This is a genomic window from Micromonospora sp. NPDC000668 (assembly GCF_042897975.1).
In the GTDB taxonomy this organism is placed as follows: Bacteria; Actinomycetota; Actinomycetes; order Mycobacteriales; family Micromonosporaceae; genus Micromonospora.
Genome location: NZ_JBIAYP010000001.1, coordinates 76,108 through 98,269, shown reverse-complemented (window position 1 = coordinate 98,269; position 22,162 = coordinate 76,108). Strand labels below are relative to the sequence as shown.

Below are 22,162 nucleotides of genomic sequence, written 5' to 3'. Positions count from 1 at the left end.
GACCGATGTTCGAGACCGTGCTGATCGCCAACCGCGGCGAGATCGCGCTGCGGGTGCTGCGGGCCTGCCGGGAGCTCGGCGTCCGGACGGCGGTGGTCTACTCCGCCGCGGACGCCGACTCGGCGGCGGTCCGCCTCGCCGACCAGGCCGTCCGGATCGGGCCCGCGTCGAGCCGCCGCAGCTATCTCAACGCCGCCGCCATCGTGGAGGCGGCGCGGCAGGTGGGCGCGCAGGCCGTGCACCCCGGCTACGGATTCCTCTCCGAGGACGCCGATTTCGCCGAGATCTGCGCCGACAACGGGCTGATCTTCATCGGCCCGCCGCCAGCGGTGATGGCCGCGCTGGCCGACAAGTCCTCGGCCCGGGCCCTGATGAGCCGGGCGGGCCTGCCGCTGCCGCCGGGCAGTGTCCAGCCGGTGCCGACCGCCGCCGCCGCGGCCGAGGTGGCCGACGCCATCGGCTACCCGGTGATCGTGAAGGCCGCCGCCGGTGGCGGCGGCCGGGGGATGACCGTGGTGCGCACGCCGGGCGAACTGCCCCGGGCGTACACCCGCACCCGGGCCGCCGCGCAGGCCGCCTTCGGCGACGACCGGGTGTACGTCGAGCGGTACCTCACCGAGGCGCGGCACGTGGAGGTGCAGGTGCTCTGCGACGGGCACGGCAACGGGGTGCACCTGGGCACCCGGGACTGCTCGGTGCAGCGCCGGCACCAGAAGCTGGTCGAGGAGGCGCCCGCGCCGGCGCTGCCCGCCGGCACCCTCGACACCATCGCGGAGACCGCGTTGCGCGGCGCGCTGGAGGTCGGCTTCGTCGGCGCCGGCACGCTGGAGTTCCTGGTCGACGCGGAGGAACGGTTCCACTTCCTGGAGATCAACTGCCGGATCCAGGTGGAGCACCCGGTCACCGAGATGGTCACCGGGATCGACCTGGTGCACGAGCAGCTGCACATCGCCGCCGGGGTGCCGCTGCGCTGGCGCCAGGAGGAGATCCGGCTGCACGGCGTCGCGGTGGAGTGCCGGGTCAACACCGAGGACCCCGAGCGCGGCTTCGCCCCGACCCCCGGCCGGCTGGAACGGTTCGTGCCGCCCGGCGGCCCGTTCACCCGGGTGGACACCCACGCCAGCGCCGGCTACGTGGTCAGCCCCTGGTACGACTCGCTGCTGGCCAAGGTGGTGGTGTGGGCGCCCGACCGGGAGTTGGCGCTCAACCGGCTGGAGCGCGCCCTGGAGGAGTTCGACATCGCCGGGCCGGGCGTGCGAACCACCATCCCGTTCGTCCGGCGGGTGCTCGACGACGCCGCATTCCGCAAGGGCCGGTACACCACCGGCCTGGTCGACCGCCTGCTCGCCGCGTCCGGCCCGGCGCCAGCGCAGCGGCCGGCGGCCACCCCCACACCGCGCACCGCGCCCGCCGTGGAGCCCGACGTATCCCACAGGAGGACCCGATGACCGTCACCCATGGTCGCCCGTTGACCGCCGAGATCACCGACATCCTGGTGGCGCACTGCGGGCTGGACGCCGACGCCGCGGCCCGGGCGCCCGCCGCGTCACTGGAGGAGCTGGGCATGGACTCGCTCGCCCTGCTGGAACTCTCCGCCGTCGTCGCCGACCGATGGCAGGTGAGCATCCCCGAGCAGGCCGGCCAGCTGAGCATCCCGGCGGTGGCCGACCTGGTCGCCCGCCGCGCCGACCCGCCCGGGCACACCGAGAACGGCACGCTCATCGACGCGCCGCTGGCACTGGTCTGGGAGATCACCAACGACGTGTCGAACTGGACCGAGCTGTTCACCGAGTACGCCGTGGTGGAGATCCTGCACCGCGACGGGCACACCGTCCGGTTCCGGCTCACCATGCACCCCGACGAGAACGGGGTGGCCTGGAGCTGGGTCAGTGAACGCACGGCCGACCCGGTGAGCCGGCAGGTCCGGGCGCACCGGGTGGAGACCGGGCCGTTCGAGTACATGCGCATCCACTGGCGCTACACCGAGGAGGCCGGCGGCACGCGGATGACCTGGGTGCAGGACTTCGCCATGAAGCCGACCGCGCCGGTCGACAACGCCGCCATGACCGAGCGGATCAACACCAACAGCGTCATCCAGCTCACGGTGATCAAGGACCGGGTGGAGCGGATCGCCCGGGAACGCGCCGACCAGGGCCGCCCGGCCGGCAACGAGCCGACGGAGGCCGACGATGAGTGACCTGAGCACCCGGCCGATCGCCGCCCGGGACGTACCCGCCGACCGGCGGCGCGGCGGTGAGCTGCGGGTGCTGCTCGGCCCCCGCACCGTCGGCAGCACCTCCGGCTTCCTCGGGGTGGCCGCGCTCGCGCCGGGGGAGCAGATCGCCGAGCACTACCACCCGTACAGCGAGGAGTTCCTGTACGTGGCGCGCGGTGCGATCACCGTCGACCTGGACGACCAGCCGATGCTGTTGGCCGCCGGCGAGGCGCTGTTCGTGCCGATCAACGTGCGGCACCGACTGCGCAACACCGGCGTCGAACCGGCCGAGGTGGTCTTCCACCTGGGTCCGCTGGCACCCCGGCCCGAGTTGGGGCACGTCGACACCGAGCTCGTCGAGCAGCGAGGCGGGTCGTGAGCGCGAGGAGTGAGCCGGGGTTGCGAGCCCCGCAGTCGCGAACCGAGGTGGCGTCGTGAGCGCGAGGAGTGAGCCGGGGTTGCGAGCCCCGCAGTCGCGAACCGAGGTGGCGTCGTGAGCGGGCGCCGCACGGTGGTGACCGGAATCGGGGTGGTCGCCCCCGGCGGCGCCAGCCGGGACCGCTTCTGGAAGACCATCACCGAGGGGCGGACCGCCACCCGGCGAATCAGCTTCTTCGACCCGTCGGCGTTCCGCTCGCAGATCGCCGCCGAGTGCGACTTCGACCCGGTGGCCGCCGGGCTCACCGAGGCCGAGCGGCGCCGGGCCGACCGGTACGTGCAGTTCGCGCTGGCCTGCTCCGTCGAGGCGATCGCCGACGCCGGGCTGGTGCTCGCCGACGCCGAGCGGGACCGGGCCGGGGTGGTGCTCGGCACCGCCGTGGGCGGCACGATGGCCCTGGAGCAGGAGTACGTGACGGTCAGCGAGCACGGCCGGCGCTGGCTGGTCGACGCGGCGCGCGGCGGCCCGTACCTCTACCAGGCCCTGGTGCCCAGCAGCCTGGCTGCCGACGTGGCGTGTCGGCACGGGCTGCACGGCCCGGCGCAGGTGGTCTCCACCGGCTGCACCTCCGGCATCGACGCCATCGGCTACGCCCACCAGATGATCGTGGACGGTGAGGCCGACGTGGTGCTGGCCGGCGCGGCCGACTCGCCGATCTCGCCGGTCACCGTCGCCTCGTTCGACGCGATCAAGGCGACCAGCCCGGACAATGACGACCCGGCGCACGCCTCCCGCCCGTTCGACGCCGACCGGCACGGGTTCGTGCTGGCCGAGGGTGCGGCGGTGCTGGTGCTGGAGGAGGCCGGGCACGCCCGGCGGCGGGGCGCGCACGTCTACTGCGAGGTGGCCGGCTACGCCAGCCGCAGCAACGGCTACCACATGACCGGGCTGCGCCCGGACGGGCTGGAGATGGGGCTGGCCGTCACCGACGCGCTCAAGCAGGGACGGATCGCCCCCGACCAGGTCTCCTACATCAGCGCGCACGGCTCGGGCACCCGACAGAACGACCGGCACGAGACGGCCGCGTTCAAGCGGGCGCTGGGCCAGGCCGCGTACCGGGTGCCGATCAGCTCGATCAAGTCGATGGTCGGGCACTCGCTCGGCGCGATCGGGTCGATCGAGATGGCCGCGTGCGCGCTGGCCATCGAGTTCGGCGTGGTGCCGCCGACGGCCAACTGGACCACCCGGGACCCGGAGTGCGACCTGGACTACGTGCCGAACGAGGCGCGGGAGGTCCCGGTGGACGTGGCCCTGTCGGTGGGCAGCGGCTTCGGCGGTTTCCAGTCGGCGATGGTGTTCCGCCGGCTGCCCGGGGCGGTGGCGGCCCGGTGACGGCCCGGGCGGTGGTGACCGGCATCGGCGTCGTCGCGCCCAGCGGCGTCGGCGTGGACGCGCACTGGCGGACCGTGCTCGCCGGCACCCGGCGGACCGGGCCGATCACCCTGTTCGACCCGGCCGGCTACCCGACCCGCCTCGGCGGGGAAGTACCCGGTTTCACCGCCGACGGGTACGCCGACAGCCGGCAGTTGGTGCAGACCGATCGGTGGACGCATCTCGGCTTCGCCGCCACCCGGCTGGCGCTGGCCGACGCCGGCCTGCCCGAACGGGCCCCCGACCCGTACGGCTACGCGGTGACCCTGGCCAGCTCGTCCGGCGGAAACCTGTTCGGCCAACGGGAGCTGCAACGGCTCTGGGGCGGTTCGTCGCGCACCGTCGGGGCGTACCAGTCGATCGCCTGGTTCTACGCGGCCAGCGTCGGGCAGCTCTCCATCCACCACCAGTTCAAGGGCCCGAGCGGGGTGCTGGTAGCGGAAGCGGCCGGCGGGCTGGACAGTCTGGCGCACGCCGCCCGAGCGGTGCGGCGGGGCACCCCGGTGGTGATCGCCGGGGCCACCGAATGCCCGCTGAGCCCGTACGCGCTGGCCTGTCAACTGCGCTCCGGGCTGCTCAGCGACGTGGCCGACCCGGAGCGGGCGTACCGGCCGTTCGACGCCGCGGCCAGCGGCTACCTGCCGGCCGAGGGTGGTGCGGTGTTCGTGGTGGAGGAGTTGGGGCACGCGCTGTCGCGGGGCGCCCGGATCTACGGCGAGGTCAGCGGCTGGGGCGCCACCCACGACGCCGCGCACACCACGGCGGACAGCGCCGGCGACCCGGCCCAGTACGCCCGCGCGATGCGGCTGGCCCTGGACCGGGCCGGCGTCGCGGCGGCCGGGATCGACGTGGTGCTGCCCGACGCCCTCGGCGTGCCCCGCTACGACCGCAGCGAGGCCGAGGCGCTGCGCGCCGTCTTCGCCGACCGGTTGCCTCCGGTGACCACGCAGAAGTCGTTGACCGGGCGGGCGTACCAGGGCGGCTCGGCGTTGGACGTGGCCACCGCGTTGCTCGCCTTCGCGCACGACACGCTGCCCGCGTCCGCCGGCCCGGACGAGGTGGCCGATGGATGCGAGCTGGACTTCCTGCGCGAGCACCGCCGGCCGCGCAGCCGGCTCGCGCTGGTCTGCGCCCGGGGCTTCGACGGGTTCAACAGCGCGCTGGTCCTGCGCGGGGCCGCGCCGGTGAGGGGAGAGACTGCATGAGCGAGCAGCGGGCCCGGGTGGTCTTCCTGGTGCGGGTGCCCCAGGCGCGCACCGAGCGGTTCCTCGCCGCGTACGAGGCGGTCCGGCATCTGGTCGCCGGCGGGGTGCCGGGGCATCTGGTCGACCAGGTCTGCCGCTCGTCGACGGACCCGGAGCAGTGGCTGATCACCAGCGAGTGGGCGAGCCTGGCCGACTTCGAGAGTTGGGAGCGCAGCCCCGAGCACCGGGACCTGGTGCGCCCGATGCGGGAGTGCTTCACCGACGCCCGCTCGCTGCGCTTCCACATCCACGCCCAGACCCCCACCCCCGTCCTGGCTCCAGCGCCGCCGGGATGATCGCGCTCGATCCGTGACCGAGGCGGCCTCGCCTTCGGTGAGGACACCCCTGTCCTCACCGAGCACGGTGCGGGCGGGCTCATTGTCGGGTCGCGCAGCGTCTGCCCTCTGCGTCAACTGGCGGTGACGCTCTGTCGGCATACGCGGACCGATCCTGCCCGTCGAACGGGCTGTCGGAAATCCGGCCAGCCGCCCAACTGATCTAGCCATTTACATCTGGCAATGTATCCGGTGGGCGTCGTAAGGTTCCCACCAGCACCCCGACGGGCGTACGTGACGGGCCCTCTTGATGCTGGGCGGTGATCGGCAGTGGCGGCAGAGGATCCAACGGCGACAGGCCCCGGATGGGTGGACGACGTTCTGTTCACCGGTCATCCACTGCCCACCTGGCGCGCCGGGGCGCAGGCGATTCCGCACCTGCTCGACCAGTTGCCCCGTACCACCACCGGCAAGCTGGTCCGCTCGCCTGACGCGCTGCCCTCGGCGGCCACGCCGTGACCGGCCCGCTGCGCCAGGTCGACGTCGACCCGCGCCCGGCCGGCCGGCGGGCGAGGGCCTGGCCGGGCGGTCGCTCAGCCGGTCAGGCTGACCTCGGCCAGGTAGATGCAGGTCCGCTCCTCGTGGGAGGAGTAGTAGCTGACCCAGAGGAGGTCGTCGTGCCAGACCAGGCCGGGGTAGCTGGTGTCGCCGCCGGAGGGCAGCGAGACCAGTTCGATCAGCTCGCCCCGCTCCGGGTCCACGGCACAGACCGCGGTGCGCACCTCGCCGTCGAGCAGGCGTAGCCCAGCTAGCAGCCGCCCGTCGGGCAGCCGGAGCAGCGTCGGCCCGCCCACCTGGACACCCAGGTCGGTCCAGCTCCAGTCCCGGTACGGCGGCCCGGCCCGGCCGAGCTGCGCGGTGGCGGCGTCACCAACACCGTCGCGGCGCAGCAGGCAGATGGCGGTGCCGTCCGGGTCGAAGACCAGCCCCGACTCGTTGGGGTACCCGTCCGCGAACAGCGTCGGCACCCACGGTTGAAGGTCGAGGCCGTCGGTGCTGCGGTAGAGCCGGGCGAACCTCGGCTCACGGGTGGCGTAGCCGACGCCGTACATCGCGCCGTCGTGCCAGGCCGCCCGCCACACCCAGACGCCCGGTTCGCCGACCGGGATGGGGTCGCCCCAGGCGTACCCGTCGGCGGAGAGCCAGGTCACCGTCTGGAACGTCTTGGTGGCCTCCCCGGTGGCGGCCGCCGCCAGCAGTTGCAGCCGCCCGTCGGGTCGCGGGACGAAGCGCGGGTCGCGCAGGTCGGTGCCGGCCTGACGGACGACAGCCGCGGAGGTCCACGACCGCCCGTCGATCGACGTCAGCACCCGGATCACGCCGTCGTCGGAGAGGTGGGTCCGCGCCTCGCGGAAGGCGCAGAACCAGCTCCCGGCGTACCGGACGAGGTCGGTGAACGCGCTGTGCGGCGCGCTGTCGCCAATCCGGTGGATGGCGGTGACCTCGGCAGCGGTGCGGCGGGTGGGTGACGACGTCATGCGCGGCGGCCTCCTGGCGCTGGGGGAGCGGGACGTCCCGGGTGCCGGCCAGTGCCCGGTTCCGCTCGGCGGGTGCCGGCCCGTACTCCCGACCCGGTGCCCCCACCCGGGTTCGGGCGCGGTGACGACGGCCGACGCTAGCCGCCCCTGCCGACGCCCGCGCGGCCACGAGACGAACGTACGACGAACACCCGGACGGGCCTGGCCGGTGCTGTCGGATTGGTGTCGCCCGCGCGGCCGCGTCGGCGCGCTGGGGTGGGGTGGAGGCATGTTCAGTTCGTTTCTCCAGTCCCTGGCGACCAAACTGGTCGAGGAGATCGTCAAGCGGCTCGTCGAGTGGCTCGCGCCGAAGGCGCTGCGGGTCGTGCCGCATCCCGCCTCGCCGAACTGCCCGCGCTGCGGCGGGTACGGCGTGGCCCGCTGGGCGCCCGGTGGGGTGCGGGTGCTCTTCGTGCTGTCCCTGCTGGTCTTCACGTGGGGCTTCGCGGGCCTGCTGCTCGGCGTGCCGGCGGTGGTGTTCACAGTGGTCGGTGTGGTGTTGTCGGACGGCTTTGGCGCACTGCTGCCCGCCCTCCTCGCGCTGCTGGGCCTGCCGTTCTCCGCCACCGTGATGATCGCGGGCGCGTTCGGGCTGGCCTACTACCAGAGCTACCCGCCGAAGCGGTGCAACCGTTGCCATGGCAGCTGGCCGCAGCGCGAGCGCGACGAATACCTGCGGGCGACCCGGCCGGTGTTCACCTGCGGTTGCGGTCAGCGGCTACGGGTGCCCCGGGCCGCCGGGGCGCGGCTGCGCTGCCCACGCTGCGGCACCGAACACGCCACTCCGACTCCCCGGCCGGCCGCTGACCCGACCCCGGCCGACCGCTGACGCGACCGCCGGTCGCTCAGGCGAGGAGCGCGCGGAGGTCGCGGGGGTGGGCCACGGTCAGGTCGGCGGGCGCGTGCGGGTCGTACTGGTGGCCCCAGCGCGCCGCCACCGCCAGCGCACCGGCGTCCCGGGCGGCCCGCAGGTCGAGGGGTGAGTCGCCGACGTAGGCACTCCGCTGCGGGGCGACTCCGAGGCGCCGGCAGGCCAGGACGACCCCGTCGGGAGCCGGCTTCGGCCGGGTCACCTCGTCGCCGCCGATGATGACCCGGAAGTGGCCGGCCAACCCCACCCGCTCCAGCAGGATGCGGGCGGCCCGGTGACTGGCGCCGGTGAACAGCCCGAGCGGCGCCGGACCGGCCAGGCCCGCCAGCAGCTCGGGCACACCGTCGTAGCTGGCGACCTGCTCGGCGACAGCGGCCAGCTCCGCGTGGTACCGCTCGACGTCCGTCTCGGTGGCGGGCCGGCCGAGCAGCGCGGTGAGCAGGGCCGACGGCGCGCCGAGCGGGTAACCGGCGATGATCTCCTCGTCGGTGTGCTGCCGCCCGCCGCCAGCGAGGATGGCGGCCCGGTACGCGGCCGGCACCGCGGCGTGTGAGGCGATCAGCGTGCCGTCCATGTCGAAGACGATCGCGTCCACCTGCTCCACCCGCCGAGCCTAGCCGTCGGTTGGCTCCTGCTGGGCTCGGTGGGCAGCGGCGAGGCGTTTCGGGGCGCGGGCGTACCACCCCTCGGTGATCACCTCGGTCAGCTCGGGCAGGCCGATCCGGTCGAGCCGGACCAGCACGGCCGGATAGCCGTCGAAGTGCGGGGTGGTGAGGTAGACCGACGGGTCGTCGGCGAGCAGGGCCTCCTTGACGCCGAGGTCGGGCACCCGTACGCCGAGGATCGGCCCGTCGGGCGCGGCCGTGCCGAGGGCGGCGAGGTCGGCTCCGCGCAGTGGTCGTTCCCAGACGAACTGCTTGTCCCGCACCCGCCAGGCGGGCAGCCCGTCGTACGAGGCCCGTTCGGTGGTCTCGGGCAGTGCGAGTGCGATCCGGCGGACGTCCTCCCAGCTGGCCATGTCCACACGGTACGGGGATTCAGGGGGCCACGGCGTGCTCGGCGAGCAGTTGACCGAGCACGTGGCGGGCCTCGGCGGCCTTCGCCGGCTCCGGATTGTCCAGGGTGATCAACGCCTTCCACAGCGCCCAACCGCGCCCGCGAGCCCAGGTGGCCTCGTCGACGCCGAGCGCGTCGCGGAAGGCGGCCCGGCTGGCGCCGTACAGCAGTGTCCAGGCGATCACGGTGTCGCAGGCGGAATCGCCGACGCCGCAGCAGCCGAAGTCGATGACGGCGGCGAGCCGGCCGTCGCGGACCAGCAGGTTGCCGGACGCGACGTCGCCGTGGAACCAGACCGGCGGCCCGGCCCAGGTGGCGTCGAGGGCGGCCTGCCAGATGCCGGTGACCGCGTCGACGGGCAACCGGTCGCGGTGCGCCTCGATCGCCGCGCGGGTCTCCGCGTCGTAGGTGGACAGCGGGCCACCCCGCCAGGCGCTGTGCCGGCCGGCCGCCGGCCCGCCGGTGGCGTCGATGTCCCGCAGCGCGCGCAGGAAGCCGGCGAGATCGGTGGCGAACCGGGTCAGGTCGCCGATCCGCTCGACCTGGGCGGTCCGCCCGTCGATCCACCGGTAGACCGACCACGGGTACGGGTAGCCGGCGCCGGCACGGCCGTGGGCCAGCGGGGCGGGCACCTCCAGCGGCAGCCGTGGGCCGAGCACCGGCAGCCAGCGTTGTTCCTTGGCGACCTGGAGGGCGTACCCCTCGCCGCTGGGCAGCCGCACGGTCATCGCGTCGCCCAGGTGGAAGGTGCGGTTGTCCCAGCCGCCGACCTCGACCGGGTGGACCGGCAGCTCCGCCCAGTGCGGGAACTGCTCGGCCACCAGGCGGCGGACCAGTGCCACGTCGATCCGGGCCGCCACCGGGTGGTTGGTGTCCGGTACGTCGGGGAGGGGTTCTGCGCTCATCCGTCCGAGCCTGCGGGGGTCGGCCGGGGCACGCAACCGGTTTGCGCCGGGCAGGGGGTGGTGGCGGGCGTGGGTTGCGAAGCCCATCATCGACAGCGGCTAGGATTCTCAACCATCGCCCGGGCGGACGCCGTGAGCGGACGGTCCGGGCAGCCACACGATGGGTTCCATGTCGAGCCCGAAGAGACGGCATGTCACGGGGGTAGGGGATGGCTGAGCCGGTGCTGACCGACCTGCAGGCCGAGGCGCCGGCGGTGTCGCTCGACGAGTACGCCGAGCGGGCCCGCGCGGTGCTGCCGCCGGACGTGTGGGACTACGTCGCCGGCGGCAGTGCGGCCGAGGTGACCTTGAACGCCAACCGGTCCGCCCTGGACCGGGTCGCGGTGCTGCCCCGGATGCTGCGCGGGGTGAGCGCGGCCAACCTGAGCACCCAACTGCTGGGCCGCCCGTACGCGATGCCCGTCGGGGTGGCGCCGATGGCCTACCAGCGGCTGGTGCACCCCGACGGGGAGCTGGCCCTCGCGGCGGCGGCCGCCGCGGCCGGGGTGCCGTATCTGGCCAGCACGCTGGGCAGTACGCCGATCGAGCAGGTCGCCGGCACGGGCGCCGAGGTCTGGTTCCAGCTCTACTGGCTGCGCGAGCGGGCCCTGGTCCGCGACCTGCTGGACCAGGTGGTCGCGGCGGGTTGCCGGGCGCTGGTGGTCACCGTGGACGTCCCGGTGCTCGGCCGGCGCCCCCGGGACCTGCGCAACGCGTTCCGGCTGCCCGCCGAGGTGTTCGCCGCGAACCTGCCCGACGGGCGGGACGCCCTGGCGCACGCCGGCGCTCCCGGGATGTCCGCGATCGCCGCGCACACCGACGCGTCGTTCGCGCCGGCGCTGCGCTGGGCGGACCTCGCCTGGCTGCGCGAGCACGTCGACCTGCCGCTCGTGGTCAAGGGGGTGCTGGACCCTCGGGACGCGGCCGAGGCGGTACGGACCGGTGCGGACGCGGTGGTCGTCTCCAACCACGGCGGCCGGCAGCTGGACGGGGCGCCGGCCAGCGTCACCATGCTGCCGGAGGTGGTCGACGCGGTCGGCGACCGCTGCCAGGTGCTGCTTGACAGCGGCATCCGCGGTGGCACCGATGTGCTGCGGGCGCTCGCGTTGGGCGCCGCCGGGGTGCTGGTCGGCCGGCCGCTGCTCTGGGCGCTGGCCGCCGGCGGCCAGCCCGCTGCGCGGGACGCGCTGGCGCTGCTCGCCGCCGAGTTGCGCGACGCGTTGACCCTGGCCGGCTGCCCCGACACCGCGGCGGCCGGCGAGCTACGCACGGTCGCGGTGGGGTGACCACTGGCCACCGAGCCGGTCGACCCGCTCGGTGTGTTGACACACCGCGTTCACCGGATGGCAATGAGCGACGACCCGCCTGCCGCCGTCCTGGGTGGACGGTCATAATGGGCCGCATGGTTGCCTGGGAGTACGCCTTGCTTGTCCGCCGCTATCAGGGACAGGGCCGCAATTTTCACGTCTCGTTCATCTGGTACGGCCCGGACGGGTCACGCAAGGACATCACCGCCTACGGCGACACCGCCATCGCGCACCTCAACCGGGCCGGCCGGGAAGGCTGGGAGCTGGTCTCCGCAGCCGAGGACGTGAACAACGTCCAGGGCAGCACCGAGGTGCACCGCTACCACCTCAAGCGCCCCCTGGCCTGAGGCGCGTCCGCCCGCCGTGCACCCCCAAGCGCGATACCTCTGAGTCATCGATGACTCAGAGGTATCGCGCTCGTCCGAGCGAGCGCCACCGACGGCGTTACCCACGGTGATCCCGGCGCGCCCGGCGCGCCGGTGCCGGCCAGCCTGAGTGTCAGGCCAGGTCGATGGCGGGGTAGAGCGGGAACGGGGTCAGCAGGTCGGTGGCCTGACGGGCGATCTTGTCGGCCAGGGCGGGGTCGAGGGCGTACTTGGCCTTCGAGGGGGTGCCGTCGGCGTTGGCGCCGGCCGTGGTCTGGGTGAGCACGGTGTGCATCAGCTCCGCGGTCTGGTCCATCTCGGCGGTGCCCAGCCCCCGGGTGGTCAACGCCGGGGTGCCGATCCGGATGCCCGAGGTGTACCAGGCCCCGTTCGGGTCCTGCGGGACCGAGTTGCGGTTGGTGACGATGCCCGAATCCAGCAGAGCCTGCTCGGCCTGCCGGCCGGTGAGCCCGTAGCCGGACACGTCGATCAGCACCAGGTGGTTGTCGGTGCCGCCGGTGACGAGCTTCGCGCCCCGGCGCAGCAGCCCCTCCGCGAGGGCCTGCGAGTTGTCCACGATCCGCTGGGCGTAGTCGGCGAAGTCGGGACGGCGGGCCTCGGCCAGCGCGACCGCCTTGGCGGCCATCACGTGCGGCAGCGGCCCACCGAGCACCATCGGGCAGCCCCGGTCCACCTGGTCGGCCAGCTCCGGCTGGCAGAGCACCATTCCGCCGCGCGGGCCGCGCAGCGACTTATGGGTGGTGGTGGTGACGATGTGCGCGTGTGGCACCGGGTCGAAGTCGCCGGTGAAGACCTTGCCCGCCACCAGGCCGGCGAAGTGCGCCATGTCGACCATGAACGTGGCGCCGACCGAGTCGGCGATCTCCCGCAGGATCCGGAAGTTCACCTTCCGGGGGTACGCGGAGTAGCCGCCGACCAGGATCAGCGGCTTGAACTCGCGGGCCGCCTCGGCCACCCGGTCGTAGTCGATCAGACCGGTCGCCGGGTCGGTGCCGTAGCTGCGCTGGTCGAACATCTTGCCGGAAATGTTCGGCCGGAAGCCGTGGGTGAGGTGACCGCCGGCGTCCAGCGACATGCCGAGCATCCGCTGGTTGCCCAGCTCGCGGCGGAGCGCGAACCAGTCCGCCTCGGTGAGGTCGTTGACCTGCCGTACCTGCGCCTTCTTCAGCGCGGGGGACTCCACCCGGTCGGCCAGTACCGCCCAGAACGCCACCAGGTTGGCGTCGATGCCCGAGTGCGGCTGCACGTACGCGTGCGCGGCGCCGAACAGCTCACGGGCGTGCTCGGCGGCGAGCGCCTCGACGGTGTCGACGTTCTGGCAGCCGGCGTAGAAGCGACGCCCGACCGTGCCCTCGGCGTACTTGTCGCTGAACCAGTTGCCCATCGCCAGCAGGGTCGCCGGGGAGGCGTAGTTCTCGCTGGCGATGAGCTTGAGAGACTCCCGCTGATCGGTCAGCTCGGCGCCGATGGCGTCGGCCACCCGCGGCTCGACGGCCCGGATCACCTCAAGGGCACTCCGGAATGCGGTGGACTCGGCGTTGCGCGACATGCGACCTCCTACAGGCGTGCGGAAGGCCCAGGCGCTCGGCAAAACGTCCTCGTGACGGGGCCGCTCCCCGATGGTTCTCCATCCCCACGCGCCAGTAACGGCCCGGGCAGATCCTACCGGGTCGGCCCGGAGCAACCCGGCCGACCTCCGCGGTCGGAATCACCTTCACCTCAGACCGGCTCGGCATGGACCTCGTCCTCCCTGGTCGGCTCGGCGCCCTGCTGACGCAGGTGGCCGACCTCGTTGAACCCGCCCAGGACCAGCCGGCCCTGCCCGTCGTCGAACCAGTCGGTGATCGAGCAGTTGGCGATCACGCACTCCCGGGTCAGCGCCATCAGCTCCGGCTCGGTCAGCCCCTCCACCAGGTAGCGCAGCAGGAAGACCAGCGCGTCGTGGCCGAACAGCAGCACCCGCTTGCCCGCGTGGTCCCGGCGCAGGTCGCCGAGGAGCGTCCGCAGCCGCAGCGCCACATCGGTCCACGACTCTCCGCCGGGCGGCCGGTAGTAGAACTTGCCGACCCGGACCCGCCGCTCGGCCTCGTCCGGAAACCGCCGCTGCATCCCGTGAACGGTCAGGCCGTCGAGGATGCCCAGCTCACGGTCGCGCAGCCGTTCGTCGCGGCTCACCGGCACCTCCGTGCCGTGCAGCGCCAGCTCGGCGGTGGAGACCGCCCGCAGGTACGGCGAGACCACCGCCACGTCCGGGCGCCGGTCCGGGGGCAGCCCGGCGAGCCAGCGGCCGGTGGCCCGGGCCTGCTCCTCGCCGATGGGGGAGAGCGGCACGTCCGCGTCCCGATGGGTCAGCCCGATCAGTTCTTCGCCCGACGCCTCGGCCCGGGTCGCCGCCACGTTCGCGGTGCTCTCCCCGTGCCGGATGATCCAGAGCGTCGCCAGTTCCGCCATGTCGGCCCCCTACCCGAGCACCGCCGGGGTAACCGTGCCGGATCATCGCTGTGCCGGTCCGCCCCGCCGGACCCGATCGGCGCTGATGGCTGCTCAGGTGTTGCGTCCGGTTCGGGACAGCGGCCCGACGGTTCGATGGGGAACAATGTCCGACCGGGGGCGGTCGGGCCGCCCCGGGACGAAGGGGTGGGGTCGGCGATGACGGTCGTCCGGGGTCTGCGGGAAGCACTGCTGCTGTTCGTCATCGCCGCGGTTCTGGTCGCGGTCGCGACGGCGATCTGGGTCGCGGTCGACGGCGGCGACTTCACCGGCCGACTGGGGATCGCGTTGATGGTGGTCGGCGCGCTGTTCGGGGTGACCGGCGACCTGACGCTGAGCCGCATCGGCATGCTGGGCCCCCGTGCCACGTTCGGGATCGCACCGGAGCGCGAGGAGGCCGGCGGCGGACGGGTGCTCACCGGCGTCGGCATCTTCCTCTTCGTCGGGCTGCCGCTGATCCTGGTCGGCGTCCTGCTGATCACGTGACCGCCGTCGTACCCTCAGGGGCGTGGCCACGGTGGCGGAGGAGATCCAGGTGGGAGAGCGGCTGGTCCGCGTCTCCAGCCCTGACAAGCCGTACTTCCCGGAACGCGGGCTGACCAAGCTGGACGTGGTCCGCTACTTCCTGGCGGTGGGTGACGGCATCCTGCGCGCACTGCGGGACCGGCCCACCATGCTGGAACGCTGGCCGCGCGGCGTCTTCGAGGGCGCGACCATCGCCACCCGGCAGACCAACCGGGGCGACGCGTTCTACCAGAAGCGGCTGCCGGCGGGCGCACCCGAGTGGGTGCGGACCGCGCACATCACCTTCCCCAGCGGCCGCACCGCCGACGAGGTCGCCCCGAGCGAGCTGGCCGTGGTGATCTGGGCGGCCAACCTGGGCACCCTGCGTTTCCACCCGTGGCCGGTCAGCGCCGGCGACGTGGAACGCCCCGACCAGCTGCGCATCGACCTCGACCCGATGCCCGGCGTCGGCTTCGAGCAGGTGGTGCCGGTCGCCCGGGAGGTGCGGGCGTTCCTCGCCGAGCTGGGCCTGACCGGCTACCCGAAGACCACCGGCGGGCGGGGCCTGCACGTCTACCTGTCGATCGAGCCGCGGTGGAGCTTCGGCGACTGCCGCCGGGCGGTGCTCGCGCTGGGCCGGGAGATGCAGCGCCGGCTGCCCGAGCTGGTCACCACCACCTGGTGGCGCGAGCAGCGGGACCGGCCGGTCTTCGTCGACTACAACCAGATGTCGCGGGACCACACGATGGCCTCGGCGTACTCGATCCGGCCGACGCCCAGGGCGCTGGTGTCGGCGCCGCTGGACTGGGCGGAGCTGGAGGACGCCAGGCCGGAGGACTTCGACGTGCTGTCCGTGCCGGCCCGGTTCGCCGAGCGGGGCGACCCGCACGCCGGCCTGGACGGCGACCGGCACTCGCTGGAGCCGCTGCTGGAGCTGGCCGACCGGGAAGGGCTGGAGGCCCCGCCTGAGCGGTGACCACCCGCCCTCGGGCCTGTCGAACGGCTCAGAGTTCGGCGATCGCGGGCTTGAGCGCGGTGCCCAGTCGGGGTGCGAGGGTGGCCGAGTACGTGGCGGTCAGGTGGTGCGCGTCGCGCCAGACGAGGACGCCTCCGATGACCGCCGCGCAGTGGTTCGCGGGGCAGATCCAGTCGTTCAGGTCGATCAGGCGGACGCCGATGAGCCCTTTTGCTGCCTCTTCCTGGGCGGGACCGCCGCCGAGGCGGAGCGCAGCGGCCCGGGGTGTGGCGCACCTCGTCAGGCGTTTCAGGTTCTCGGACACGCATTCGGCGATGTCCTTCAGGTGGAGCGGCGTGTCCCGCAGCACCACCACCGGAAGCTTTTCCGCGATCAGGCTGCTCCACGTCTTCCGCAGCTCGCGGGCCATCGCGGACTGGCTCCTCGACTCCGGCTCGCCCCGGACCGGGTACACGGAGTGAGTGGTGATCAGGATGTCGGGGCGGTCCGCGCCGAGTAGTTCCGCCCGTACCCTCCTGTTCCACTCGGTGCAGGACGAGTAGGGCCGGTCGTCCAGCGAGATCTCGGCCGTCAGGAAGGGGCAGCCGGACTTGGTGTAGGTGGCGAGGCGCCAGCCGTTCGTCTCCGCCGCTCCCCGCAGGGCAGGAATCCAGTGGTCCGCATGGGAGTCGCCGACGAGTGCGACCCTGGTCGTCGAATCCGGTTTCCCGTGGACGCAGGCCTTCGGGGTCGAGGAAACCAAGTCCACATGGCAGCTCGCGTTCTGGAGCGACGCGTCTTGTTTCGCCGCCAGCGGGTCGGGGGTGATCGAGGCGACCTGGTCGACGGGCGCTCCGGCGCGGCTGGTGCGGGGGGAGGAGCCGAGAGCCATGGCGCCCGGCGCAGGCGGCGGTGCCGCATGGGTGGTGGCTCCGGGCACCTGGCCCATGATGACGGAGGTGGAGGCCGGGCCCGCCGTCGACGGGATGGCCAGCTGGAACAGCAGGCCGGCCAGCGCGGCGGCACAGGTGCAGACGGCACCGACGCGCAGGGCCGCGGGTGGCCGTGCGGCGAGAGTCGGCGACCGACGGACCGGATTCTCGATGAAGTGGTAGGTGAGCGCGGCGGGGATCGCCGAGGCGGCCACCACCGCGAGCGCGGCAACGACGCCGAGCTCACCGAAGTGCGCCTGCGCGGCGATCAGCAGCGGCCAGTGCCACAGATACAGCGAGTACGAGATCCCACCGACGTAGCGCAGCGGTTGCCGGCCCAGCAGGAGTGCGGGCCCGGCGCGGCCGGCCGCTGGCCCGAAGGCGATCACCGCGGCGGTGCCGAGGGTGGGGCCGAGCGCGGCGTACCCCGGGAAGCCGGCCTCCGTGCGGATCAGCGCGGCCGACGCGCCGACGGCGATCAGTCCGGCCCAGGCCAGGGGAACGGCCACCAGGCGCGGAGACCGGCTCAGCCAGGTCGCCGTGACGGCGATGGCACCGCCGAGGGCCAACTCCCACATCCGGGTCGTGGTGACGTAGTACGCCGACGGACCGGTCGGCGAGACGCGCAGCGCCCAGGCGAACGAGGGGACCGCGATCAACGCCAGCCCGAACAGGTAGAGGCCGTGGCGCCCGCGTGCCCTCCGGCGGGCGACCCAACCGAGGGCGATCAGCAGCAGCGGCCAGACCAGGTAGAACTGCTCCTCCACGGCGAGGGACCAGAAGTGCTGGGCGATGCTCGGGGCGTCGTTGGCGGCGGCGTAGTCGAGGGACTGCCCGGCCATGCGCCAGTTCATCGCGTAGCACGCGCTGGCGATGACGTCCCAGGCGGTCGTGGACCAGCGGCCCCGGGGCAGGAAGTAGTAGGTCAGCACCAGAGTCGCGACGAGGACCGTCGCTGCGGCGGGAAGGAGGCGCTTGGCTCGGCGGGCGTAGAAGTCGACAAGTGAGAGCCGTCCACGTTGGTCGAGTTCGGTGAGCAGCAGGCCGGTGATGAGGAAGCCTGAGATCACGAAGAACACGTCCACACCGACGAAGCCACCGGGCAGGTGGTGTATCCCGGCGTGGCCGAGGAGCACCAGCAGCACGGCCACCGCCCGCATGCCCTCGATGTCCCCGCGGAAGGACCCCGAGCCGCCCGAGGCCGGCTTCGGCGGTGTCGGCGCAGCGGCCCTGGCCTGTGTCCACATTTCTGCCGGTATAGCCACGCCGGGATAGTACGGGCGGTTAGCCGCAGAACGATGCATCTCGGCATGTCTGTCAATGTCTTCGTGTTATGGCCTACTGCCAGGGGCTCTGCGTCCCGTCGTACTCCTCGAAGACCAGCCAGGACCGCGTCGACAGCACCCCGGCGATGTGCTGCACCCGGTCCAGCACCACGTCCCGCAGGGTGGCGTTGTCCGGCGCGCGGACCAGGGCCAGCACGTCGTGCTCGCCGCTGAGCAGCGCGACGTGCTCGACGTAGCGGACCCGGGCCAGCTCCGCCGACACCTCCCGCCAGGTGTTCTGCTCGATCGTCAACGCGATGTACGCCGACGTGCCCAGCCCGGCCGCCTCCGGCGCCACCTGGGCCCGAAACCCGGTGATCACGCCGTCGCGCACCAGTCGCTCCACCCGGGCGTACGCGTTGGTGCGCGAGATGTGGATCCGCTCGGCCAGGGTGCGCACCGAGGTACGCCCGTCGCGGACCAACTCGTCGAGGATCCGCCGGTCCACCTCGTCCAGGTGCCGGGCCGATCGTCCCGATCCGGTGGTCCGGCCCGACCCGTCTCCGGCCTCCTGGCTCACCGATGCGCCATTCGCATGCCAACCGTCCCGCGTTCTACCTGGATCTTGAGTCAATCATCCGACAGGCGGAAGCATAGGCCCACCACACGTCCCAGGAGGTTCCGCCGTGACGACCACTCCCCAGGCGGTCCGCAGGGCATCCCCGCGCACCCGTCGAGCGGCCACCCCGCCCGACCCGGCGCGCTCGCTGCTGCCGGACGCCGAGCCGGTCCGCCTGCTCGACCCCAGCGGCACACCGCTGCCCACCCGCACCGACTACCCGGAGCCGCCCGCCGAGGTGCTGCGCGAGCTGTACCGGCGGATGGTGCTCGGCCGCCGGTTCGACACCCAGGCGACCGCGCTGACCAAGCAGGGCCGGCTGGCCGTCTACCCGTCCTCCCGCGGCCAGGAGGCCTGCCAGGTCGCCGCCGTGCTCGCGGTCCGCGACACCGACTGGGTCTTCCCCACCTACCGCGAATCGATGGCGCTGGTCGCCCGGGGCATCGACCCGGTCGAGGTGCTCACCCTGCTGCGCGGCGACTGGCACTGCGGCTACAACCCGGCCGCCGTGCGGACCGCGCCGCAGTGCACCCCCCTCGCCACCCAGTGCGTGCACGCCGCCGGATTGGCGCACGGCGAGGCGTACCAGGGCCGCGACACCGTGGCGCTGGCCTTCATCGGCGACGGCGCGACCAGCGAGGGCGACTTCCACGAGGGGATCAACTTCGCCGCCGTGTTCAAGGCGCCGGTCGTCTACTTCGTGCAGAACAACCGGTACGCGATCAGCGTCCCGCTGTCCCGGCAGACCGCCGCACCGTCACTGGCCTACAAGGGCGTCGGCTACGGCGTGCCCAGCGAGCAGGTCGACGGCAACGACCCGGTCGCGGTGCTCGCCGTGCTCACCCGCGCGGTGGAGCACGCCCGCGCCGGCAAGGGGCCGTTCCTGGTCGAGGCGCACACCTACCGGATGGAGCCGCACACCAACGCCGACGACGCCAGCCGCTACCGCGACGGCGCCGAGGTCGACGCCTGGCGCGACCGGGACCCGGTCACCCGCCTGGAGACCTACCTGCGGGCCCGCGGGGTGCTCGACGACGCGGCGGTCGCCGAGGTCGCCGAGCAGGCCGAGGCGTATGCGGCGGACCTGCGGACCCGGATGAACGAGCAGCCGACGGTCGACCCGCTGAGCCTCTTCGACCACGTGTACGCCGAGCCCACCCCCCAACTGGTCGAGCAGCGCGAACAGGTCCGCGCCGAGCTGGCCGCCGCCCGCGACGAGGAGGGTGACGCCTGATGGCCACCACCATGGCGAAGGCGCTCAACGCCGCGCTCGCCGACGCGCTCGCCGCCGACGACCGGGTGGTCGTCTTCGGCGAGGACGTCGGCCAGCTCGGTGGCGTCTTCCGGATCACCGACGGACTGCAGTCGCGGTTCGGGGAGAAGCGCTGCTTCGACACCCCCCTCGCCGAGGCCGGCATCGTCGGTTTCGCCGTCGGCCTGGCCATGTCCGGGCTGCGGCCGGTGGTCGAGATGCAGTTCGACGCGTTCGCGTACCCGGCGTTCGAGCAGATCGCCTCGCACGTGGCGAAGCTGCGCAACCGGACCCGGGGCGCGCTGAGCGTGCCGATCGTCATCCGGGTGCCGTACGCCGGCGGGATCGGTGGGGTGGAGCACCACTGCGACTCGTCCGAGGCGTACTACGCGCACACCCCGGGGCTGAAGGTGGTCACCCCGGCCACCGTGGACGACGCGTACTCGCTGCTGCGGGAGGCGATCGACGACCCCGACCCGGTGGTCTTCATGGAGCCCAAGAAGCTCTACTTCGCCAGCGCCGAGGCCGAGCTGCCAGCGCGGACCGAGCCGTTCGGTCGGGCTGTCGTCCGTCGTGCCGGGTGCGACGCCACCCTGGTGGCGTACGGGCCGGCCGTGCCGGTCGCGCTGGAGGCCGCCGAGGCCGCCCGGGAGGAGGGCTGGGACCTGGAGGTGGTGGACGTTCGCACCATCGTGCCGTTCGACGACGCCACCATCACCGCCTCGGTGCGGCGCACCGGCCGGTGCGTGGTCATCCAGGAGGCGCCCGGCTTCGCCGGCGTCGGGGCGGAGATCGCCGCCCGGGTGCAGGAGCGCTGCTTCCACGCGCTGCACGCGCCGGTGCTGCGGGTGGCCGGGCTGGACATCCCGTACCCGGCGCCGATGCTGGAGCACACCCACCTGCCCGGAGTGGATCGGGTGCTCGACGCGGTGGCCCGGTTGCAGTGGGACGACCAGCCGGACCCGCGCTGGTCGGTGCAGGGCAGCGCGGCATGACCACGGTCGAGCGGACGCAGGTCTTCCTCCTGCCCGACCTGGGCGAGGGGCTGAGCGAGGCCGAGATCGTCGAGTGGCGGGTCGCCGTGGGCGACGTCGTGACGGTCGACCAGAGCGTGGTCGAGGTGGAGACCGCCAAGGCGGTCGTCGACGTGCCCTGCCCGTACGCCGGCCGGGTGGTCACCCTGCACGGCGCGGCGGGTGAGGTCCGCCCGGTCGGCCAGCCGTTGATCACGATCGCGCCGCTGGACGGCGGCGACGAGCAGGCCGGGCACGCCACCTACCGCGAGGAGGAGCGGGCCGGCTCGGGCAACGTGCTGATCGGGTACGGCACCGGGCACGGCGGGGCGACCCGGCGCCGGCGTCGGCCCCGGCTGGCGCTGGCCCCCGAGCCCACCGAGGCCGTGTCGGCCGGCGTGTCCGTCGCGAGCAGCCCGGCGGGCGGTGCCGACCGGGCCGCCAGCGGTGCCCCGGCCGGCACCACGGCGCCGGCCGTCCTGGTCATCTCGCCGATCGTCCGGCGGCTGGCCCGGGAGCGCGGCGTCGACCTGAGCACGGTGCGCGGCACCGGGCCCGGCGGCGTCATCCGTCGCGCCGACGTGGAGGCGACGCAGGCCGTGCCCGCCGCCCGGCTCGCCGCCGTGCCGGACCCGCACGTCGCGCTGACCCCGGGCGGGGACGGCGACGTGATCGTGCCGCTCACCGGCGTGCGCAAGGTGATCGCCGACAAGCTCTCCCGCAGCCGGCGGGAGATCCCCGAGGTGACCATCTGGGTCGACGTGGACGCCACCGGGCTGCTGGAGACCAGGGCCGCGATCAACGCGGCGACGCCGGACGCGCCGGTGAGCATCCTGGCCCTGCTGGCCCGGATCTGCCTCAGCGGTCTGCGCAGGTTCCCACAGCTCAACGCCCGGGTCGACACCGAGGCCCAGCGGATCGTCCAGTCCGCCGGGGTGCACCTGGGCATCGCCGCGCAGACCGACCGGGGCCTGCTGGTGCCGGTGCTGCGCGACGCCCAGCGGCTCACCACCGCCGAGCTCGCCGCCGAACTGGCGGCCACCACCACGGCGGCGCGGGCGGGCACCCTGGCGCCGGCCCGACTGACCGGTGGCACCTTCACCCTGAACAACTACGGAGTGTTCGGCGTCGACGGCTCCACGCCGATCATCAACCACCCGGAGGCGGCGCTGCTCGGGGTGGGGCGGATCGTGGACAAGCCGTGGGTGGTCGACGGGCAGCTCGCCGTCCGCAAGGTGACCCAGCTCAGCCTGACCTTCGACCATCGGGTCTGCGACGGCGGGGTGGCCGGTGGCTTCCTGCGGCACGTCGCCGACTGCGTGGAACGGCCGGCGCTGCTGATCGCCAACGTCTGACCACCGCATCCTCGACCCCGGCGCCGCACGCGGCGTCGGGGTCGACGCACCTCGGAGGTCCGGCGGACGTTTCCTGCCGTCGCCGCCGGGAA

23 protein-coding genes and 1 riboswitch are annotated in these 22,162 nt (G+C 73.5%); of the genes, 15 read left to right on the top strand and 8 right to left on the bottom strand.

Going from position 1 to position 22,162, the window contains the following annotated elements; all coding sequences use genetic code 11:
• Positions 1–5 precede the first annotated feature (5 nt).
• The 7 genes from ACFY29_RS00465 (at position 6) to ACFY29_RS00435 (ending at position 6,063) form a co-directional block, all read left to right on the top strand.
• A complete protein-coding gene (locus ACFY29_RS00465) occupies positions 6–1,448 on the top strand; it encodes an acetyl/propionyl/methylcrotonyl-CoA carboxylase subunit alpha (RefSeq protein ID WP_386982008.1) in 1,443 nt (480 codons plus the stop codon).
• Positions 1,445–2,197, top strand: coding sequence for an SRPBCC family protein (locus tag ACFY29_RS00460; RefSeq protein WP_355608927.1), 753 nt, complete (start codon positions 1,445–1,447; stop codon positions 2,195–2,197). The genes ACFY29_RS00465 and ACFY29_RS00460 overlap by 4 nt, the downstream gene beginning before the upstream one ends.
• The gene (locus tag ACFY29_RS00455) at positions 2,190–2,594 is read left to right on the top strand and encodes a cupin domain-containing protein (RefSeq protein ID WP_328416379.1); all 405 of its coding nucleotides are present in this window, start codon (positions 2,190–2,192) and stop codon (positions 2,592–2,594) included. The genes ACFY29_RS00460 and ACFY29_RS00455 overlap by 8 nt, the downstream gene beginning before the upstream one ends.
• Before the next feature lie 114 nt (positions 2,595–2,708).
• Complete coding sequence (locus ACFY29_RS00450; protein WP_386982005.1) at positions 2,709–3,986, top strand: beta-ketoacyl-[acyl-carrier-protein] synthase family protein; 1,278 nt, start codon at positions 2,709–2,711, stop codon at positions 3,984–3,986.
• Entirely contained in the window at positions 3,983–5,230 is a 1,248-nt protein-coding gene (locus ACFY29_RS00445) for a beta-ketoacyl synthase N-terminal-like domain-containing protein (RefSeq protein ID WP_355608933.1), read from the top strand. Before ACFY29_RS00450 ends, ACFY29_RS00445 begins: the two co-directional genes overlap by 4 nt.
• Positions 5,227–5,565, top strand: a complete 339-nt coding sequence (locus tag ACFY29_RS00440; protein ID WP_386982001.1) for an antibiotic biosynthesis monooxygenase family protein — start codon at positions 5,227–5,229, stop codon at positions 5,563–5,565. The genes ACFY29_RS00445 and ACFY29_RS00440 overlap by 4 nt, the downstream gene beginning before the upstream one ends.
• A 348-nt stretch (positions 5,566–5,913) precedes the next feature.
• Positions 5,914–6,063 (top strand): hypothetical protein, encoded by a 150-nt coding sequence (locus ACFY29_RS00435; RefSeq protein WP_355609009.1) that lies wholly within the window; start codon positions 5,914–5,916, stop codon positions 6,061–6,063.
• A gap of 74 nt (positions 6,064–6,137) precedes the next feature.
• Here the strand turns inward: ACFY29_RS00435 and ACFY29_RS00430 are convergent, their stop codons facing one another.
• Positions 6,138–7,082: an exo-alpha-sialidase gene (locus tag ACFY29_RS00430; RefSeq protein WP_386981998.1), complete on the bottom strand. Its 945-nt coding sequence runs from the start codon at positions 7,080–7,082 to the stop codon at positions 6,138–6,140.
• 268 nt (positions 7,083–7,350) lie between these two features.
• Here ACFY29_RS00430 and ACFY29_RS00425 point away from each other — a divergent pair, with 268 nt between their 5' ends.
• Positions 7,351–7,950: a hypothetical protein gene (locus ACFY29_RS00425; RefSeq protein WP_386981995.1), complete on the top strand. Its 600-nt coding sequence runs from the start codon at positions 7,351–7,353 to the stop codon at positions 7,948–7,950.
• A 16-nt stretch (positions 7,951–7,966) separates the two neighbouring features.
• On the opposite strand, the gene ACFY29_RS00420 is transcribed toward ACFY29_RS00425, so the two are convergent.
• From ACFY29_RS00420 to ACFY29_RS00410, 3 genes are read right to left on the bottom strand one after another with little or no spacing between them, the layout of a single operon-like run.
• Complete coding sequence (locus ACFY29_RS00420) at positions 7,967–8,596, bottom strand: HAD family hydrolase (protein WP_355608944.1); 630 nt, start codon at positions 8,594–8,596, stop codon at positions 7,967–7,969.
• Positions 8,597–8,605: 9 nt separating this feature from the next.
• Positions 8,606–9,010: an MmcQ/YjbR family DNA-binding protein gene (locus ACFY29_RS00415; RefSeq protein WP_355608946.1), complete on the bottom strand. Its 405-nt coding sequence runs from the start codon at positions 9,008–9,010 to the stop codon at positions 8,606–8,608.
• Positions 9,011–9,029: 19 nt separating this feature from the next.
• The gene (locus ACFY29_RS00410; RefSeq protein ID WP_355608949.1) at positions 9,030–9,953 is read right to left on the bottom strand and encodes an aminoglycoside phosphotransferase family protein; all 924 of its coding nucleotides are present in this window, start codon (positions 9,951–9,953) and stop codon (positions 9,030–9,032) included.
• A gap of 209 nt (positions 9,954–10,162) precedes the next feature.
• Here ACFY29_RS00410 and ACFY29_RS00405 point away from each other — a divergent pair, with 209 nt between their 5' ends.
• Both ACFY29_RS00405 and ACFY29_RS00400 read left to right on the top strand, forming a co-directional pair.
• Positions 10,163–11,278, top strand: a complete 1,116-nt coding sequence (locus tag ACFY29_RS00405) for an alpha-hydroxy acid oxidase (RefSeq protein ID WP_386981990.1) — start codon at positions 10,163–10,165, stop codon at positions 11,276–11,278.
• Positions 11,279–11,385: 107 nt separating this feature from the next.
• Positions 11,386–11,646 (top strand): hypothetical protein, encoded by a 261-nt coding sequence (locus tag ACFY29_RS00400; protein ID WP_328416394.1) that lies wholly within the window; start codon positions 11,386–11,388, stop codon positions 11,644–11,646.
• A 151-nt stretch (positions 11,647–11,797) separates the two neighbouring features.
• Here the strand turns inward: ACFY29_RS00400 and ACFY29_RS00395 are convergent, their stop codons facing one another.
• Together ACFY29_RS00395 and ACFY29_RS00390 are read right to left on the bottom strand one after the other, a co-directional pair.
• Positions 11,798–13,234, bottom strand: coding sequence for a glycine hydroxymethyltransferase (locus ACFY29_RS00395; protein ID WP_386981987.1), 1,437 nt, complete (start codon positions 13,232–13,234; stop codon positions 11,798–11,800).
• 18 nt (positions 13,235–13,252) lie between these two features.
• A riboswitch (ZMP/ZTP riboswitch) is annotated at positions 13,253–13,343 on the bottom strand.
• Positions 13,344–13,404: 61 nt separating this feature from the next.
• Positions 13,405–14,136, bottom strand: coding sequence for a histidine phosphatase family protein (locus ACFY29_RS00390; RefSeq protein WP_386981984.1), 732 nt, complete (start codon positions 14,134–14,136; stop codon positions 13,405–13,407).
• 198 nt (positions 14,137–14,334) lie between these two features.
• Here ACFY29_RS00390 and ACFY29_RS00385 point away from each other — a divergent pair, with 198 nt between their 5' ends.
• On the top strand, positions 14,335–14,661 hold the full coding sequence (locus tag ACFY29_RS00385; protein WP_386981982.1) for a hypothetical protein: 327 nt from the start codon (positions 14,335–14,337) through the stop codon (positions 14,659–14,661).
• Between the two features lie 22 nt (positions 14,662–14,683).
• Entirely contained in the window at positions 14,684–15,655 is a 972-nt protein-coding gene (locus ACFY29_RS00380) for a DNA primase small subunit domain-containing protein (protein WP_328416402.1), read from the top strand.
• Between the two features lie 28 nt (positions 15,656–15,683).
• Here ACFY29_RS00380 and ACFY29_RS00375 read toward each other — a convergent pair whose 3' ends face one another.
• A complete protein-coding gene (locus tag ACFY29_RS00375) occupies positions 15,684–17,831 on the bottom strand; it encodes an acyltransferase family protein (RefSeq protein ID WP_386981978.1) in 2,148 nt (715 codons plus the stop codon).
• A gap of 73 nt (positions 17,832–17,904) precedes the next feature.
• Positions 17,905–18,411, bottom strand: coding sequence for an Lrp/AsnC family transcriptional regulator (locus ACFY29_RS00370; protein WP_386981975.1), 507 nt, complete (start codon positions 18,409–18,411; stop codon positions 17,905–17,907).
• Between the two features lie 106 nt (positions 18,412–18,517).
• On the opposite strand from ACFY29_RS00370, the gene pdhA reads away from it, so the two are divergent.
• The 3 genes from pdhA to ACFY29_RS00355 are packed head-to-tail and all read left to right on the top strand — an operon-like array spanning position 18,518 to position 22,070.
• Positions 18,518–19,684, top strand: coding sequence for a pyruvate dehydrogenase (acetyl-transferring) E1 component subunit alpha (gene pdhA / locus ACFY29_RS00365; protein WP_328416406.1), 1,167 nt, complete (start codon positions 18,518–18,520; stop codon positions 19,682–19,684).
• Positions 19,681–20,697 (top strand): alpha-ketoacid dehydrogenase subunit beta, encoded by a 1,017-nt coding sequence (locus ACFY29_RS00360; protein WP_386984572.1) that lies wholly within the window; start codon positions 19,681–19,683, stop codon positions 20,695–20,697. Before pdhA ends, ACFY29_RS00360 begins: the two co-directional genes overlap by 4 nt.
• Entirely contained in the window at positions 20,694–22,070 is a 1,377-nt protein-coding gene (locus ACFY29_RS00355) for a dihydrolipoamide acetyltransferase family protein (RefSeq protein ID WP_386981971.1), read from the top strand. The genes ACFY29_RS00360 and ACFY29_RS00355 overlap by 4 nt, the downstream gene beginning before the upstream one ends.
• The last annotated feature ends 92 nt before the right edge of the window (positions 22,071–22,162 follow it).